The organism is Vibrio sp. 10N.261.54.A5 (assembly GCF_041471145.1).
GTDB classification, from domain to species: Bacteria; Pseudomonadota; Gammaproteobacteria; order Enterobacterales; family Vibrionaceae; genus Vibrio; species Vibrio crassostreae_C.
In genome coordinates, this window is record NZ_JBFRNU010000066.1 from 1 (window position 1) to 1,901 (window position 1,901).

1 protein-coding gene is annotated in these 1,901 nt (G+C 41.7%); it reads left to right on the forward strand.

The annotated features are described in order from the left end of the window. Positions 1 to 411: 411 nt before the first annotated feature. Positions 412 to 1,901 (forward strand): aspartate-alanine antiporter (aspT, locus tag AB4329_RS19595; RefSeq protein ID WP_104216373.1); only part of this gene is annotated, 1,490 nt, incomplete at its 3' end.

Here is a 1,901-nt window from a genome sequence, read left to right on the forward strand (position 1 = left end):
TGATTTAGGAAACAAAGCCTTACCGACTATAAGTTTAGACGGTGGGTGGAAGTGTCCATATCATTAACAACGCCGCCGTAAGCCAGTAAAACAACGGTAGGTAGGTTGTCGTTCTTGAAGTGGAAACACTTAATTGAAATTGATTTCGAAAATCATCTACTTTTGCCGGTTTAAGATAAATATATTTAAAACAATCACTTAAGATGTAAATTGCACTTCAAAAACTATGCGAACAGTTAAAGTGATGATTTGATCCATCAAATGGGATTACATAATAAAACCTTTTGTTCTTAATATTCGGTTCGAAGCAACGAGATGCTTTATTTATTTTGAATAATCCAACAAATATCATTATTAAGTTATTCGTTAGATTATTTACTCCTTATATTTAGTAACAAGAGTAAATTTGTCATGGACATTATTTCTAATCTGTTTGACATGGCACCATTTGTCGCACTATTTATTACACTCTCATTGGGTTATATGGTTGGTAAAATTACTATCGGCCGATTTGTTTTAGGCGGTGTGGCCGGAACATTATTAATGGGCGTAATTATTGGGCAATTTGGTGTTCAGATTGATCCCGGCGTAAAAAGTATTTTCTTTGCGCTCTTTATTTATGCTGTGGGTTATCAAGGCGGCGCACAATTCTTTAAAGCGCTTAACTTTAGAACCATCAACATTCTGTTGTCTGCGGTTGTTATGACGGTTTCAGGCTTATTGTGTGTACTTGCCGCTGCGTGGTTGTTTGACTTAGATAGAGGTACTGCTGCGGGCCTAGCTGCCGGTGGTTTAACTCAGTCTGCGATCATTGGTACTGCAGGCGATGCGATCGCCCGTTTGGGTGGTGTGTCTGAAGAAGCCAAACATCTGATGCAAACTAACGTTGCTGTAGGTTACGCTGTAACATACATCTTTGGTTCATTAGGTCCAATCCTAATGGTGACATGGGTATTCCCAACACTAATGAAATGGGATATCCGCGCTGAAGCAATCAAAATGGCAGAAGCGAACTCAGATGGTAATGCAGAGCTTGGTGCTGGTGAATTCAATGCGATGACAAAACTTGAGACTCGCGCTTTTGAAATCAAAGCAGAGAGCAAAGTGAATGGTTTGACACTAGCCCAAATCAATCAAGATTCAATAGACGCATGCATCGAAGTTATCGAGCGTGATGGCAAAGCGATTGAAGCAGACAAATTTACTAAGTTTCAACAAGGCGATGTTCTGGTTATCACAGGTACTCGTAAAGCCATTGGTCAGTTGAAAGGTGACTCTGTTGGCTCTGAAGTTGTGCTTCCAGAAGAGTACGAAGTCATTGAAGAGAACCGTCAGCTTATCGCAGACAACAAACAACTGATTGGCCGTACACTAGGTCAAATCAAATCAGAAGCGAACAAAGGCACTTACCGTGGTGTTTATGTGACTGACTACCTTCGCGAAGGTGTATCAATCCCAGTTCACGCTGACCTTGTTGTTAAGAAAAATGATGTTATTCAATTAACTGGCTCACCAAGCGATATTAATCGTGTTCAAGGTACAATCGGTAAGCCAATGAACTCAGCAACAATGACTGACTTCATTGTACTAGGCATGGGTATGGTATTGGGTCTTTTGATTGGCCTAATCAACTTCAAAATTGCAGGTATTCCGGTCACTATCGGCTCTGGTGCAGGCTGTCTAGTGTCAGGTCTGATTGTTGGTTGGTTACGCAGCCGTAACCCACATGTGGCGCAATTCCCAGAATCAGCAGCAAGCTTTATTCGCGACTTCGGTCTAGCAGCATTCGTGGGTATCGTTGGTCTTGAGGCTGGCCCTCAAGCGGTAGACACCATCAAAGAACACGGTATGAGCCTACTATTCTTGGGTGTTGCGGTAACCATCATTCCACAGATTATTTC